A 14,151-nucleotide genomic window follows, 5' to 3' on the forward strand; every position below is an offset into this window, starting at 1 on the left:
ATCAGCCCGCGCTGTGGAAGCGTTTGGCGCTGGTGTAATGCTGCTTCCAGTAGTTGCTGTTCAGCGAATCGATGCGCACGCGCTTGCCGGTGCTGGGTGAATGGATAAATTTGCCTTTGCCGATATACAGGCCGACATGGCTGACCTGCCCGCGTCCATTACCCTTGAAAAACACCGCGTCACCGGGCTTGAGCGCCTCGCGCCGGATGGTCGCAGCGCTTGAGCGATGCATTTGCGAGGTGGTGCGCGGCAAACGGATATTGGCTTCAGTCTTGAACAGATAGACCAGGAAGCTGCTGCAATCAAACCCCTGTTCCACCGAGGTGCCGCCACCCTTGTAAGGCGTACCGAGCAACTCGTGGGCGCGGTCGATCACATTGTTGATAGCCGGTGGTTGAGCCTCAAAGGCCACATGGCTTGGCAGGTTGGCCGAAGCGCGGGTGATGACCAGGGCCAGGCTGACAAGCAGTACACAGCAAATTGACTTGAGCATGATAAACGTCGCAGTGAATTAAACACGGCGCGTAGATTAATAAAACGACATGTAACGCAATGAACGCCGATTCCTGCGATCACGTAGGACAAGTCCTAAAACGCCCACAGCAGGTGCACCCCATCATTAGACGCACCAAATCAGTGCAATGCATCCATCTCCTTCTGCCCCCTTTAGTGGCGCCAACGCAACCGCCTACAGGCAATTCCTACCCCCCAGCAGGGTTGGCAAGCCCCTTGCTCTAAGTCTTTCATCGCTCATAGCTGGAAGATTTCTGATGCTGGTGATCCACCGCCGAATCGCCCCCCAAGCCCTCTGGGACGCTGAGTTGCTGCTGAATTTCGAAGCACGCAGCAAAAGCCGACTGCGCTGTTTCAGTGCCGACGGTGAAGACGTCGGCCTTTTCCTGGAGCGTGGCCAGCCGCCGCTGCACGATGGCGAATGCCTGCAGGCCGAAGACGGACGCGTCGTATGCGTCAAAGCGCGCCCTGAACACCTGCTGCACGTCACCTGCAGTAATGCCTTCGAACTGACCCGCGCCGCCTATCACCTGGGCAATCGCCATGTGGCGTTGCAAGTCGGGGATGGCTGGTTGCGCCTGCTCGATGATTACGTGCTCAAGGCGATGCTTGAGCAATTGGGCGCTCACACCGAGACCATCGAGGCCCCGTTCCAGCCGGAACACGGGGCCTACGGGGGCGGCCATCATCATTCACGCCACGGCGATGAAGACTTCAACTACCCGCCCAAACTGCACCAGTTCGGCGTGCGTCTATGAACCCAGCCTGGGCGTTGCTGCGTCTGGCCAGCCCGCAATTGCCGATTGGCGGCTACAGCTATTCCCAAGGGCTGGAAATGGCCGTGGAAAACGCCCGTGTCCATGACGCCGCCAGCGCTCGACGCTGGATCAGCGACCAATTGCTGCTAAACCTGGCGCGCTTTGAAGCGCCGTTGCTGCTCGCCCACTGCCGCGCCGCCGCCGAGCAGCGCTGGCCGCGCCTGACCCAGCTGTGCGAAGAGCACCGCGCCAGCCGCGAGACCCGCGAGCTGTATCAGGAGAGCCGGCAGATGGGCTACTCCCTGCAGCAACTGCTCAATGGCCTGCCGGAACTCGACGCCGCCGCGCGTGATTTTCTGCAGCAGCACAGCGAGCCGCACCTGGCCCTGGGTTGGGCGCTGGCGGCGCGGGCCTGGCAGATCAGCCCCGACGACGCCCTCGCCGCCTGGCTCTGGAGCTGGTTGGAAAACCAATTGGCCGTGCTGATGAAAACCCTGCCCCTGGGCCAGCAAGCCGCGCAACGCCTGACCAGTGAACTGCTGCCGCTGCTGCAACAGGCGCAGCAGGACGCAGGCCGTATCGACCCCCAGCATTTCGGCAGCGCCGCCTTTGGCCTGTCCCTGGCGTGCATGGCGCATGAGCGCCAGTACAGCCGCCTGTTCCGTTCCTAGGGCTTTTTTTGGAGATGCATATATGAACACCCAACCTCTGCGCGTCGGCATCGGCGGCCCGGTAGGCTCCGGCAAAACCGCGCTGACCCTGGCCCTGTGCCTCGCCCTGCGCGACCGCTACAACCTGGCGGTAGTGACCAACGACATCTACACCCGCGAAGACGCCGATTTCCTGGTGCGTAACCAGGCTCTGGCGCCGGAGCGCATCATCGGCGTGGAAACCGGCGGCTGCCCGCACACGGCGATCCGAGAAGACGCCTCGATCAACCTCGAAGCCGTAGACCAACTCAACCGCCGCTTCCCCGGCCTCGACCTGATTCTGGTGGAGTCCGGTGGCGACAACCTCTCGGCCACCTTCAGCCCGGAACTGTCGGACCTGACCATCTACGTGATCGATGTGTCGGCCGGCGACAAGCTGCCGCGCAAGGGCGGGCCCGGTATTTGCAAATCCGACCTGCTGGTGATCAACAAGATCGACCTCGCGCCCCTGGTTGGCGCTTCGCTGGAGCTGATGAACAGCGACACCCAGCGCATGCGCAACGGCAAACCGTTTGTGTTCAGCAACCAGAAAACCGGGGTCGGCCTGGAAGAGATCGTCGCCTTTATCGAACGCCAGGGTCTGCTGACCGCTGCCTGATCAACCCCAAGGAACCTGTCCATGAGCCTCAACAAACTCTTCGCAGCCGCGGCCTTGCTGCTCACCCCCGCCCTGGCCTTCGCTCACCCGGGCCACGGCGACAACGGCCTGTTTGCCGGTATCAGCCACCCCCTGAGCGGGATCGACCACTTGCTGGCCATGGTCGCGGTCGGCTTGTGGGCCGCACAACAAAAAGGCGCAGCGCGCTGGGCCCTGCCCTGCACCTTTGTCGGCACCATGCTGATCGGCGGCGTGCTGGGTTTTGAAGGGCTGCAATTGCCAGCGCTGGAAAGCGGGATTGCTGCCTCGGTGCTGGCCCTGGGCCTGGCCGTGGCGCTGGCGGTGCGTCCGCCGTTGTTCATGGCGGTAGGCGCCACGGCGCTGTTTGCACTGTTCCACGGTGTGGCGCATGGTTTGGAGCTGCCGGACATGTCCAGCCCTTGGGCGTATGCCGCAGGTTTCGTCGGCGCAACCGCCGTGTTGCACGCCGCCGGCTATGCCGTGGTGCGCTTCCTGCCGTCTGCGGCAGCGCCGTTGGTGCGGATTGCCGGGGCGGCCTCGGCGGCGACTGGGGTGTGGCTGCTGGCAGGTTGATTCGCGGCGCTGCTTAAGGCCCCTTCGCGAGCAAGCCCGCTCCCACACTTGGAATGCGTTCCAAGTGTGGGAGCGGGCTTGCTCGCGAAAGCGGTAGCACAGACACCACCAATCCCAAGCCTGATACCATGCGCGCCTACACCCCTGCCGTGACGACGCCAGCCAATGCCCACTGCTTCCCCACCCGCCTTGAACACCGTGCTTACGCACTTCCACAGCCTGATCGTGCCGCTATGGCAGGGCCCGGGCTGGAATGCCGAAATGGCGTTGCCCTATGAGGCGCTGGACGCCGACCACCGGCCGTTGCCCCCACAACGCTACCGCGCCATGGCCTGCGCCCGGCAGCTGTACCTGTTCGCCAGCCTGATCGGCGCGCCCGGCGCCGAGTTTGCCGACGAGCGTGCAGCGGCGTTGTTCCGCTCGCTGCAACGGCATTTCCACGACGCCGAGCACGGTGGCTGGTTCTACAGCATCGATGCCGGCGGCCAGCCGCTGGACAAGCGCAAAGACCTCTACACCCACGCCTTCATCATCTTCGCCTGTGCCCATTACTGGGCCAAGGTGCGTGAGCCGCTGGTGGAGTCGGTGCTCGACGCCGCCCTGGAAGTGGTCGCCCAGCGTTTCGCCACCGGCGACGGCCTGTACGAAGCCGTCCTGGAACGCAACTGGTCGTCGCTCAAGTCCGGCCCACTGCAAAACCCGCTGATGCACCTGGCCGAAGGCTTCCTCGCCACGTTGGCCGTGCGTGAAGACCCCATAACCCAGGACGCCCTGCTGGACCTGGCCAACGCGATGCAGAAGCGCTTCATCGACCGCCAGCACGGCGTGATGATGGAAAAACCGCTGGGCGCTGTGGATAACTGGTTCGAGCCGGGGCACCAGTTCGAATGGTTCTTTTTGCTGGAGTCTTCCGAGGTACTGCGCGGCACCCCGCTGCACGCCTCGCTGACACGGGCGTTTGCCTATGCCGAACTCAAGGGCGTGGATACCACCAGCGGCGCGGTCAGCGGCATGCTCGCGCTGGACGGCAGCGTACGCGATGGCACCCAGCGCATCTGGGCCCAGGCCGAATACCTGCGGGCCCTGACCTTGCGCCCTGGCAGTGAAGCCGTGTTGCAGCGCCAGTTGCTGGCGCTGCAAGAGCATTTCCTGCATGAGAAGGGCTGGAATGAATGCCTGGATGCCAAGGGAGCGGTGAGTCGGCGGGATATGCCTTCTACCACCCCCTATCATTTGGCGACTTGCTATCAGGGGCTGATCCAGCATCTCGGCTGATTTTCAGGGCCACTTCGCGAGCAAGCCCGCTCCCACATTCGACCGTATTCCAAAGGTAGGACGCGGTTAAATGTGGGAGCGGGCTTGCTCGCGAAAGGCTCACCTCGGTCTACCTGACCTCACTCAATCCACTTGCGATCCCCGGTAAAACTGATCGTCAACCAACGCGCCGCATCCGGTTTGCCCAGCCCTGTGGATATCTCCTCACGCAATGCGTCGAGAGTCGCGACGTTATCCACCGGGTAATTGGCCGGCAACACCACGTGAATCTCGATAAACCGCGCACGCCCGTGCTTTTGCACGTAGGACACGTAGTCGTCGAAACCATGGTTGGCCTGGGCCGCGTTCATCACTTCACGCACTTTGTCATCCAGGTGATCCGGGGCAATCCCCAGCACCTCGCGCAACGCCGGGCGCAGGATCTTGAACGCCGGCGCCAGCATGCTCAGGGCCAGCAGAATCAGGATCAACGGGTCGACATACACCGCCCATTCGCCATAGCCCCGGGACTTGAGCAACAGCGCCGCCAGAAAGCTGATCAGCAGGCCCACCGAGAGCATCGCGTCTACCAGCCAACTGATGTTATCGAACTGGATCAGCGAGGATTTCAGCCTGCGGTTGCGATAACGCACGTAGAAGAAGTAGGCAAACTCGACGACGGTAAACACCGCCGCGTAGATAATCACCAGCCCCAGCTCGATCTCGCGCCCGCCATTGATAATGCCGAACACACCGTTGAGAAACGCATAGATGGCGATCAGCAGCAGGAAGCTGCCTTCAATCAGCAGCACCATGGGTTCCAGGTGCCAATAGCCGAACTGGAAACGTTCGTTGCTTTTCTTGGCGATCAGCTTGGCCGTGATCAGCATCAACACCTTGATGGCGGTGGCGATCAGCGAGAAGAAGCCGTCGAACAGAATGGATTGGGCGCCGGATATCACACCCGTGACAATCCCGGCGATCGCCACGGCGAACATCAGAATCGTCGATTGTTTGAGCAGTGCCTGCTCACCTCGGTTACTCACATTTCCTCCTGTTAAAACCTTTAAACCGCACACTGCGAAGGGTTTTCAGGAGTGGAGTGTACCTTATGCCGTGTTTTGGCCGATTTGACGCATTATCAAGCGAATAAAATCATTGTGGCGAGGGAGCTTGCTCCCGTTGGGCTGCGCAGCAGCCCCAAAAAGCCAGGGCCGCTTCGCGCCCCAACGGGAGCATGCTCCCTCGCCACAGAAGCCAACAGTTTTAGCCTTTAGCGCCACGCTCAATCGCAAACCCGGCCCAGGTCTGGCTCACCGGCATCAGCTCCAGGCGGTTGATATTGACGTGAGCCGGGGTGTTGAGCACCCAGAAAATCGTGTCGGCAATGTCTTGCGGCTGGATCGGCTCGGCGCCGGCGTAAGTGGCGTCGTAGCGCGCCTGGTCACCGCCGAAGCGCACCAGTGAGAACTCACTCTCGCACAGGCCCGGCTCGATGTTGGTCACCCGTACGCCGGTGCCTTGCAGGTCGCAGCGCAGGTTCAGCGAGAACTGCTTCACGAATGCCTTGGAGCCGCCATACACGTGGCTGCCCGGGTACGGGTAGCTGCCGGCGATGGAGCCCAGGTTGATGATCCCGGCGCCACGGCCATGGGCGATCAGGCGTGGCAGCAGCAGGCTGGTGGTGGTCAGCAGGCCCTTGATGTTGGTGTCGACCATGGTTTCCCAATCGTCGAGGCTGCATTTGGGCGCAGGGTCGGTGCCCACGGCGAGGCCGGCGTTGTTGATCAGCCCGCGCAGCGTGGCGAACGAGGGCGGCAGGTTGGCGATGGCGTCTTCCATGCCCTTGCGGTCACGCACGTCCACGACCAGGCCGTGCACTTCGGTCTGCTTGGAAAGCTCTTCGACCAGCGCATTCAGGCGGTCGGCACGACGGCCAGTGAGCACCAGTTTCCAGCCGGCTTCGGCAAAACGACGGGCGCAGGCTTCGCCGAAACCTGAGGTTGCGCCAGTAATAAACAGCGTGTTGGACATGGTGTTCTCCTTGCGGGCATCGGGGAAAAAATCAGCCAGCAGAATGCCCGTACGCCGCTTTCGCGGCAACCGCTATGCGCACAACTTCACTCACAACTGATCACTTTTTAACCGCATCAAGCAAAGCCTTATAGGCCGTGGCTTGCAGCCATATGCGCGCAGGTTATCCACAACTGCGCCCACAGTCTTTGGGGGCAAGTGCCAAAAGCCCCAGGCCGCTCCATACACGGCCTGCAGGCGATTTTAGAAAGTTTTTTGCTTGACCTTGGCCCAGGCGTATGTAGCCCTTTGCCTAGAGGAAAAATCCGAACGATGGCTCCAGGCCAGTCATTTCGGCCTCTGCGGCAGTCTTTCCAGAGTTTAGTCACAGACTTATCCACAGGCTGGCAGGACATATTTCGGTCATATACCTGTGTCTTTAAACAGGTTGACAAACCCCTTGGCAGGTCACGAAAAACCCACTGATCAAAAAACAACCACCAAGCTACAAGCCACGTAATCAAAGGCTTTCAGACAGCTACACCCACGTTACCCACAGTCGGTTCCACAGCGGATGGGGACAAGTCAAAACTGTGACAAAACAGGGATTTGCGGCGGCTATATGTCGCGCTTTGGAGGGGAGCTGGATTTGTTTTCCACAATTTCCGGAAAGGTCTGGGGATAGCACTAAAAGGAATGTGGGAGCTGGCTTGCCTGCGATAGCATCCCCTCGGTTTACTGATAGACCGAGGTGTCTGCATCGCAGGCAAGCCAGCTCCCACATCAAGCTTTTAGGTCAGTGACCGCCGAGGTAGGCGTTGCGCACTTCCTCATTCACCAGCAATTCCTTACCGGTGCCCGTCAGGCGGATCTCGCCGTTGACCATCACATACGCCCGGTCAGAAAGCCGCAACGCATGGTTGGCGTTCTGCTCCACCAGGAAGATGGTCATCCCGGTGGCCGCCAGCTCGCGCAGGGTGGCGAAGATCTGCTTCACCACAATCGGCGCCAGCCCCAGGCTCGGCTCATCCAGCAGCAACAGCTTGGGCCGGCTCATCAGCGCACGGGCGATGGCGAGCATTTGCTGCTCACCACCGGACATGGTCATGGCGCGCTGGTTACGCCGCTCCTTGAGCCGTGGGAACAGCTCGAACATGCGCTGCATGTCCTCAGCGGCAAACTTGTCGCCAATCGGGATGGTGCCCATCAGCAGGTTTTCCTCGACGGTCATGTCGGGGAACACCCGCCGCCCTTCCGGCGACTGCGCAATGCCGTTGGAGGCAATGTAGTGGGACGACTTGTGGGTAATGTCGACGCCGTTGTAGATGATCTGCCCCGACTCGGCCCGTGGCTGGCCGAAGATCGACATCAGCAACGTGGATTTACCCGCGCCGTTGGAGCCGATCAGGCTCACGGTTTCGCCTTCATTGATGTGCAGCGAGACTTTTTTCAGGGCCTGGATCGGGCCGTAGAACACGTCCAGCTCCTTCATTTCGAGGATAGGTGCACTCATACCAGTTCCTCTTCGTCTGCGCCCAGGTAGGCGGCAATCACTTTCGGATCGTTGCGGATCGCCTCCGGCCCGCCCTCGGCGATCACGTTGCCGTGGTCCAGCACCACGATGTGGTCGGAAATACTCATCACCATGCCCATGTCGTGTTCGATCAGCACCACCGTCAGGTCGTGTTCGTCGCGCAGCAGGCGAATCATCGCGCTGAGGGCTTCGGTTTCCTGGGGGTTGAGGCCCGCTGCCGGTTCGTCCAGGCAGATGATCTGCGGCCGGGTGCACATGGCGCGGGCGATTTCCAGGCGCCGCTGCTGACCGTAGGAAAGCTCGCCGGCCAGGCGATTGGCGCAGTCCACCAGGTCCACCACTTCGAGCCAGTAGAACGCGTGATCGAGGGCATCACTTTCGGCCTTGCGGTAGCCCTTGGTGTTGAGGATGCCGGCGAGCATGTTGCGGTTGACCCACATGTGCTGGGCCACCAGCAGGTTTTCCAGCACCGACATTTCCTTGAACAGGCGAATGTTCTGGAACGTACGGGCCAGACCGGCGCGGTTCACCAAGTGAGTGCCGCCGAACATCTTGTAGTACACGCGACTGAAAAAGCTTTTGGGCGACACAAAATCAGTGGCCTTGAAGCGTTCGCCGAGCAACTGGATCACGTTGGTCTGCTTGCCACGGATGTTGAGTTCGATTTTGCCGCCACTGGCTTTATAGAAACCGGTAAGGCAGTTGAACACAGTGGTCTTGCCGGCGCCGTTGGGGCCGATCAGGGCGAAGATCGAGTTGCGTTCGACCTTGAGGCTCACGTCGCTCAAGGCTTTGATTCCACCGAAGTGCATCATCAGGTGTTCCACGGACAGGACGACTTCCTTGCTCATGGCGCTACCCCCTTACGCGGAGTCACACCGGTACGGCTGATCCGGATCAGGCCACGCGGCCGCCAGATCATCATCACCACCATCAGCACGCCAAACAGCAGCACGCGGTATTCGGAGAAACTGCGCAGCAGCTCCGGGGCGACGGTGAGGACGAACGCCGCAATCACCACGCCCACTGTCGAGCCCATGCCGCCCAGCACCACGATGGCGAGGATCAGCGCCGACTCGAAGAAGGTGAACGACGACGGGTTGACGAAGCCCTGGTAGCTGGCGAAGAACACCCCGGCCAGACCAGCGGTGGAAGCACCGATGGTGAATGCCGAGAGCTTGACCAGCACGTGGTTCAGGCCCATGGAACGGCAGGCGATTTCATCTTCGCGCAAGGCTTCCCAGGCGCGGCCGACCGGCATGCGGGTCAGGCGGTGCTTGATGTACAGCACGGCCAGCACCACCAGGAACAGCACGATGTAGATGAACAGGAATTTGATGTTGGGGTTGTAGTCGATGCCGAAAAATTCATGAAACGGAATCCCGCCATCTTTGGCTTTACGCACGAACTCCAGCCCGAAGAACGTCGGTGATGGCACCGGCATGCCGTTCGGGCCGCCGGTAAACGACAGCCAGTTGTTGAGCACCAGGCGGATGATTTCACCGAAGCCCAGGGTCACGATGGCGAGATAATCGCCGTGCATTCGCAACACCGGAAACCCGAGTATGCACCCCGCCAACGCCGCACAGATGGCCGCCAATGGCAGCACGGTCCAGAAGCCCAGGCCGAGGTATTGATAACCCAATGCCAGGCCGTAGGCGCCGATGGCGTAGAACGCCACATAACCGAGGTCGAGCAAGCCGGCCAGGCCGACCACGATGTTCAGGCCCAGGCCGAGCAACACGTAGATCAGCCCGAGGATCACCACGGTCAGCAGGTACTTGTTGGCAAAGAACGGGAACACGATGGCGATCACGATCAGTGCCGGGATGATCCAGCGCAGCCGCGACTTGTAGTCCGGCGCCAGCACATGCACACCCGAACCACTGCTCTCGAAACCCTGCAGAATCTTCAGGCCCTTGGGGGTTTGCAGGAACAGGCTCATGGCAAAGCGACCGACCATCACAATGGCCACCAGCAGGCCCACGCGGGCCGGTTCCAGGTTGAAGCTGTAGCCGTCGAGTACCACGCCGACGATCGGACCGAACACGATCAGCGAAATCAGCCCGGCGAGGACCGTATCGACCACACTTTTTTTGATATCGATGGGTTTGGCAGCAGACATGTTTACACCTTCGCCACGAGTGGGCGACCAAGCAGGCCCTGGGGACGGAAAATCAGAATCACCACCAGCAGGGAGAAACTGAACACGTCTTTGTAGTCAGAGTTGATCAACCCCGAGAACAGCGACTCGGAAATACCGAGGATAATCCCGCCCAGCATTGCCCCAGGCAGGGAACCAATGCCGCCGAGTACCGCTGCGGTAAACGCCTTGATGCCGATGATGAAGCCGGCATAGAAGTCGAACGTGCCGTAGTTGAGGGTGATCAGCACGCCGGCCAACGCGGCCATGGCGGCACCGATGACAAACACGTAGGAGATCACGCGGTCGGTGTTGATACCCAGGATCGAGGCCATCTTGCGGTCTTGCTGAGTCGCACGGCACATACGGCCGAGCTTGGTGTACTTGATGATGTAGGTGAGCAACGCCATGCCGGCGAACGCCGCCACGAGGATGAAGACCTTGGTGTAGGTGAGCTGCACGAACCCGCTGCCGATATCGACACGCCAGGCCCCCGCCAGCAGGGTAGGAATACCTTGTTGCTTGGCGCCCTGGGCGATCTGCGCGTAGTTCTGCAGGATCAGGGAAATACCGATGGCGCTGATCAGCGGAGCCAGTCGGGTGGAGTTGCGCAGCGGTTTGTAAGCGACACGTTCGATGACCCAACCGTAAACGCCGGTGACGACCACGGTGAAGACCAACGTACCGAGAATGAGCAGCGGGAAGGATTCGATGCCGAAGTAAGCCAGCAGTGCCAGACTGATCGCCGCGAGGTAAGCGGAAATCATATAAACCTCGCCGTGGGCGAAGTTGATCATGCCAATGATGCCATAGACCATTGTGTAGCCGATGGCGATCAGGCCATAGACCGACCCGAGGGTCAGGCCGTTGACCAGTTGCTGCAGGAAAATACCATCCATAACGCAATCTCACGCGGTGAGCACCTGCACACCGGTGGGTGTGCGGCGCTTCTGGAGGAAAAAACAGACGTGTATAACAACCCCACCCCCCTGTGGGAGCGGGCTTGCTCGCGAAAGCGGTCTGTCAGTAGCAGATGTGTTGACTGATACACCGCATTCGCGAGCAAGCCCGCTCCCACATTGGTTATGTGGCGCTCAGTCTTACTTCTGCTTTTCCAGCTGATGGTATTTGCCGTCTTTGTCCCACTGGTAAACCACGTAGTCGGACACTTTCAGGTCGCCTTTGGCATCCCAGGCTTTTTCACCCATCACGGTTTTCACCGGGTGAGCCTTGAGCCACTTGGCGGCGTCTTCGCCCTTGTTGGACTTGGCGCCGTTGAAGCCGGCGGCCAGGGCCTGCAGCGAAGCGTAGGCGTACAGGGTGTAGCCTTCAGGCTCGTAGCCGGCTTTGCGGAACTCGTCCACGACGGCCTTGCTTTCCGGCAGCAGGCGCGGGTCGGCGCCGAAGGTCATGTACACGCCGTCGACGTATTGCGCGCCGCCAGCGGTGGCCACCAGTTCGTCGGTGACGACGCCGTCGTCGGACATGAATTTCACGTCTTTGAGGCCGGCTTCACGAATCTGGCGAACCAGTGGACCGGCTTCCGGGTGCAGGCCACCGAAGTACACCACGTCAGCACCGGTGGAGCGGATCTTGGTCACCAGGGCGCTGAAGTCTTTCTCGCCACGGGTCAGGCCTTCTTCCAGCACCGGCTTGACGCCGCGCTTGGTCAACTGGGCAGCGGTGGCGTCGGCCAGGCCTTTGCCGTAGGTGTCCTTGTCGTTGATGACCGCGACTTTCTTGCCCTTGAGCACGTCGACGATGTAATCGCCGGCCACGATGCCTTGCTGGTCGTCACGGCCGCACATGCGGAACATGGCGCTCAGGCCGCGTTCGGTGACTTGGGGGTTGGTGGAGCCTGGGGTGATCGCGATGATGCCCGCTTCGTCATACACCTCGGAGGCCGGGATGGTGTTCGACGAGCAGAAGTGTCCGACCACGCCGATCACCTTGTCCTAGTCGGCCAGGCGGTTGGCCACAGCCACGGCTTGCTTGGGTTCACAGGCATCGTCGCCGGCAACCAGCACGACCTTCTCGCCGTTGATGCCGCCCGCCTTGTTGATCACATCGGCTGCCGCTTGGGCACCCTTCATGTACTGCTCACCGAACGAGGCGTTGGCGCCGGTCATCGGCCCCGCTACGCCAATCTTCACATCAGCTTGAACAAACGTAGAAACACCCAGCGCCGCTGCAACGGCGAGGGCCAGAAAACCTTTCTTGTAAAACGTCTGGGACATGAGTGGTGCTCCGATATTTTTGATTTTTGGCACGACAACTTGCATTCAAACCTTTCACTGAAAGCCCAGAGCAAGGCGCGTGCCATTACGTTTTTATTCTTCAAAAAGACACGGTGTCATTGTTATTACGGGCGTTTCGGCTCCTTTTGCCAGCACGTGCAACCCTCTAGCGTCGAGAGGTGCAACCAATCAACCAAAAAAAGTACAACCCAGGCCGGTCGCACCTGCAACCGGAGGCATAAACGACAGTTCCTACACCTGTAACAATGTGCGTAACGGAACTGCACATTTACAGTGCGTGATTGCTACGACTTGCACCAATACAGATTAGTAGCCTGCTAAGAAAATGCAGGCTTTTGAGCGGTATTTCGCTGATCAGATCACGATCCGCAGGCATTGCCCGGCGTGATACAGCGAGAATCCAGCTTCATACAGACAGCTGCGCAGCCCTGCTCCGGTCAGCGGTTGCATGGGGGCGAACGGAATCGGCAGGGCTTGGGGATTCTGGTGACATAAGTAGTCGGCAAACGCTTTTCCGACCACGCTGCCGGTGGTCACGCCACGCCCGTTATAGCCCGTTACTGCCACAAGGCCCGGCGCCGGCTCGAACAGGCGCATCAGGTGGTCGGGGGTAAAGGCGATGCAGCCGGTCCAGGTGAATTCCCATTGCACCGATTTGAGGTACGGGAAGTAGTGTTGCTGCACCCGATCGGCCCATGCCTTGAGGAACCATGCCGGTTTCTGGTTACCGTTGCCCAGGCTGCCGAGCAACAGACGGCCATCGGCGTCACGGCGAATGCTGCTCAGCACCTGCCGCGTATCCCAGGAGCCCTGCCCGCCGGGGAGGATCTGCTGGGCGGCGGCCTCGGTCAGCGGGGCCGACGCGACTTGATAGTAATAGCCGGGGAAAAAGTTGCGGCGCAGCTCGGTCCATTCGCCTTCGGTGTAGGCATTGGAGGCGATGACCACCTGTGCAGCCTGCACCGAACCGTGGGCGGTCTGCACCGACCAGTTCGAGCCTTGGCGTTCCAGCCGGGCGACCGGCGAATGGTCGAACAATTGCCCGCCCAACCCTACGGCGGCGTTGGCCAAACCGCTGGTGTAAGCCATCGGGTTCAAGGTGCCGGCACGCCGGTCCAGTAAGGCGGCAGCGATCTTGCGGGTGCCGGTGGCTTGCTCGCAAGCGTGTCCGGTGAGCAACTCCACCGGTGCGCCGCGGCGCTTCCATTGTTCTTCACGACTGCGCAAATCCGCCTCGCCGCGGGCGTTGTGCGCCATGTGCAAGGTGCCCTCGCGGCGCAATTGGCAATCGATGTTGTATTTATCGATCAGGCTGAACACCAGCGACGGCGCCGCGCCCAACATGCGGTTGAGCTGACTGCCCACCGCCTCGCCGAAACCGGCTTCAATCTCGTCCGGAGGGATCCACAGGCCGGCGTTGACCAGCCCCACGTTGCGCCCCGAACCGCCATGCCCGGTGCGATGCGCCTCCAGCACGGCCACGCTTTTACCTTGCTCCAGCAAGTGAATGGCGGCCGACAACCCGGTGATCCCGGCGCCGATCACGCACACATCGACCTTGACCTCGCCCTTGAGCGCGGCGCGATCCGGCCGGTCGGGGGTGAGATGCTCCCACAAACATGTTTCGCGTAGTGCCATTGCCAGACTCCGATGAGACCTAACAAACAACGAAGTTTTAAATTGCCAACCCAATCAAGTGTGGGAGCTGGCTTGCCTGCGATAGCGGTGTATCAGTCGCCACCGCTATCGCAGGCAAGCCAGCTCCCACATTGACTG

The 14,151-nt window shown here is 60.8% G+C and carries 13 protein-coding genes and 1 pseudogene; 5 read left to right on the top strand and 9 right to left on the bottom strand.

Features of this window, described 5'->3' with window-relative positions; translation table 11 throughout:
• Window position 1 precedes the first annotated feature (1 nt).
• Complete coding sequence (locus tag LRS56_23635) at window positions 2-493, bottom strand: C40 family peptidase (protein WDU61760.1); 492 nt, start codon at window positions 491-493, stop codon at window positions 2-4.
• Between the two features lie 277 nt (window positions 494-770).
• Between LRS56_23635 and ureE the strand changes: the two genes are divergently transcribed.
• The 5 genes from ureE (at window position 771) to LRS56_23660 (ending at window position 4,448) form a co-directional block, all read left to right on the top strand.
• Window positions 771-1,271, top strand: coding sequence for an urease accessory protein UreE (gene ureE, locus LRS56_23640; protein ID WDU61761.1), 501 nt, complete (start codon window positions 771-773; stop codon window positions 1,269-1,271).
• On the top strand, window positions 1,268-1,942 hold the full coding sequence (locus tag LRS56_23645; protein WDU61762.1) for an urease accessory protein UreF: 675 nt from the start codon (window positions 1,268-1,270) through the stop codon (window positions 1,940-1,942). The genes ureE and LRS56_23645 overlap by 4 nt, the downstream gene beginning before the upstream one ends.
• 22 nt (window positions 1,943-1,964) lie before the next feature.
• Window positions 1,965-2,579: an urease accessory protein UreG gene (gene ureG, locus LRS56_23650; protein WDU61763.1), complete on the top strand. Its 615-nt coding sequence runs from the start codon at window positions 1,965-1,967 to the stop codon at window positions 2,577-2,579.
• A 21-nt stretch (window positions 2,580-2,600) separates the two neighbouring features.
• The gene (locus LRS56_23655; protein WDU61764.1) at window positions 2,601-3,173 is read left to right on the top strand and encodes a HupE/UreJ family protein; all 573 of its coding nucleotides are present in this window, start codon (window positions 2,601-2,603) and stop codon (window positions 3,171-3,173) included.
• A 165-nt stretch (window positions 3,174-3,338) separates the two neighbouring features.
• The gene (locus LRS56_23660) at window positions 3,339-4,448 is read left to right on the top strand and encodes an AGE family epimerase/isomerase (GenBank protein ID WDU61765.1); all 1,110 of its coding nucleotides are present in this window, start codon (window positions 3,339-3,341) and stop codon (window positions 4,446-4,448) included.
• A gap of 119 nt (window positions 4,449-4,567) precedes the next feature.
• On the opposite strand, the gene LRS56_23665 is transcribed toward LRS56_23660, so the two are convergent.
• The 8 genes and pseudogenes from LRS56_23665 to LRS56_23700 all read right to left on the bottom strand — a co-directional run bounded on the left by LRS56_23665 (window position 4,568) and on the right by LRS56_23700 (window position 14,013).
• The gene (locus LRS56_23665; protein ID WDU61766.1) at window positions 4,568-5,473 is read right to left on the bottom strand and encodes a cation diffusion facilitator family transporter; all 906 of its coding nucleotides are present in this window, start codon (window positions 5,471-5,473) and stop codon (window positions 4,568-4,570) included.
• A gap of 220 nt (window positions 5,474-5,693) precedes the next feature.
• Complete coding sequence (locus tag LRS56_23670; GenBank protein WDU61767.1) at window positions 5,694-6,461, bottom strand: SDR family oxidoreductase; 768 nt, start codon at window positions 6,459-6,461, stop codon at window positions 5,694-5,696.
• Between the two features lie 775 nt (window positions 6,462-7,236).
• Window positions 7,237-7,953 carry an ABC transporter ATP-binding protein gene (locus LRS56_23675; protein ID WDU61768.1) on the bottom strand — a complete coding sequence of 239 codons (717 nt, stop codon included), beginning with the start codon at window positions 7,951-7,953 and terminating at the stop codon, window positions 7,237-7,239.
• Window positions 7,950-8,825 carry an ATP-binding cassette domain-containing protein gene (locus LRS56_23680; protein ID WDU61769.1) on the bottom strand — a complete coding sequence of 292 codons (876 nt, stop codon included), beginning with the start codon at window positions 8,823-8,825 and terminating at the stop codon, window positions 7,950-7,952. The genes LRS56_23675 and LRS56_23680 overlap by 4 nt, the downstream gene beginning before the upstream one ends.
• Entirely contained in the window at window positions 8,822-10,099 is a 1,278-nt protein-coding gene (gene livM / locus LRS56_23685) for a high-affinity branched-chain amino acid ABC transporter permease LivM (GenBank protein ID WDU61770.1), read from the bottom strand. The genes LRS56_23680 and livM overlap by 4 nt, the downstream gene beginning before the upstream one ends.
• Before the next feature lie 2 nt (window positions 10,100-10,101).
• Window positions 10,102-11,016 (bottom strand): branched-chain amino acid ABC transporter permease, encoded by a 915-nt coding sequence (locus tag LRS56_23690; GenBank protein WDU61771.1) that lies wholly within the window; start codon window positions 11,014-11,016, stop codon window positions 10,102-10,104.
• A gap of 201 nt (window positions 11,017-11,217) precedes the next feature.
• Window positions 11,218-12,354, bottom strand: a pseudogene (locus tag LRS56_23695) (branched-chain amino acid ABC transporter substrate-binding protein).
• A 375-nt stretch (window positions 12,355-12,729) separates the two neighbouring features.
• Complete coding sequence (locus LRS56_23700) at window positions 12,730-14,013, bottom strand: FAD-binding oxidoreductase (GenBank protein WDU61772.1); 1,284 nt, start codon at window positions 14,011-14,013, stop codon at window positions 12,730-12,732.
• Window positions 14,014-14,151: the final 138 nt, after the last annotated feature.

Source organism: Pseudomonas poae (assembly GCA_028869255.1).
GTDB lineage: Bacteria > Pseudomonadota > Gammaproteobacteria > Pseudomonadales > Pseudomonadaceae > Aquipseudomonas > Aquipseudomonas poae_C.

Coding starts and splice junctions, on each gene's coding strand:
- LRS56_23660 (WDU61765.1), top strand. CDS start 3,339: ATGCCCACTGCTTCCCCACCCGCCTTGAACACCGTGCTTACGCACTTC.
- LRS56_23690 (WDU61771.1), bottom strand. CDS start 11,016: ATGGATGGTATTTTCCTGCAGCAACTGGTCAACGGCCTGACCCTCGGG.
- ureG (WDU61763.1), top strand. CDS start 1,965: ATGAACACCCAACCTCTGCGCGTCGGCATCGGCGGCCCGGTAGGCTCC.
- LRS56_23635 (WDU61760.1), bottom strand. CDS start 493: ATGCTCAAGTCAATTTGCTGTGTACTGCTTGTCAGCCTGGCCCTGGTC.
- LRS56_23655 (WDU61764.1), top strand. CDS start 2,601: ATGAGCCTCAACAAACTCTTCGCAGCCGCGGCCTTGCTGCTCACCCCC.
- LRS56_23680 (WDU61769.1), bottom strand. CDS start 8,825: ATGAGCAAGGAAGTCGTCCTGTCCGTGGAACACCTGATGATGCACTTC.
- ureE (WDU61761.1), top strand. CDS start 771: ATGCTGGTGATCCACCGCCGAATCGCCCCCCAAGCCCTCTGGGACGCT.
- LRS56_23675 (WDU61768.1), bottom strand. CDS start 7,953: ATGAGTGCACCTATCCTCGAAATGAAGGAGCTGGACGTGTTCTACGGC.
- LRS56_23670 (WDU61767.1), bottom strand. CDS start 6,461: ATGTCCAACACGCTGTTTATTACTGGCGCAACCTCAGGTTTCGGCGAA.
- livM (WDU61770.1), bottom strand. CDS start 10,099: ATGTCTGCTGCCAAACCCATCGATATCAAAAAAAGTGTGGTCGATACG.
- LRS56_23645 (WDU61762.1), top strand. CDS start 1,268: ATGAACCCAGCCTGGGCGTTGCTGCGTCTGGCCAGCCCGCAATTGCCG.
- LRS56_23700 (WDU61772.1), bottom strand. CDS start 14,013: ATGGCACTACGCGAAACATGTTTGTGGGAGCATCTCACCCCCGACCGG.